Here is a 241-nt window from a genome sequence, read left to right on the forward strand (position 1 = left end):
AGTGCAGGTGCTGCTGCCCGACGGCACGCCGTACGCGCGGATGGGAGAGCTGGACTTCTCCGGCGACACGGTCGATCCGGCCACCGGCGCGATCTCGTTGCGCGCCAGCCTGCCCAATCCCGACAAGACGCTGTTGCCGGGCACCTACGTCACCCTCAAGGCCACGCTCGGCGAACAGCAGAACGTGTTCCTGGTGCCGCAGGCCGCGGTGCAGCGCGACGCGACCAGCGCCTACGTGCTG

Annotated in this window: 1 pseudogene; it reads left to right on the forward strand. The window is 69.7% G+C overall.

The features are described from left to right. Nucleotides 1–241: pseudogene (locus FVA95_RS30345) on the forward strand (efflux transporter periplasmic adaptor subunit); the annotation flags it as partial.

The sequence above is a fragment of the Pseudonocardia sp. EV170527-09 genome, assembly GCF_008369905.1.
Classification (GTDB): Bacteria; Actinomycetota; Actinomycetes; order Mycobacteriales; family Pseudonocardiaceae; genus Pseudonocardia.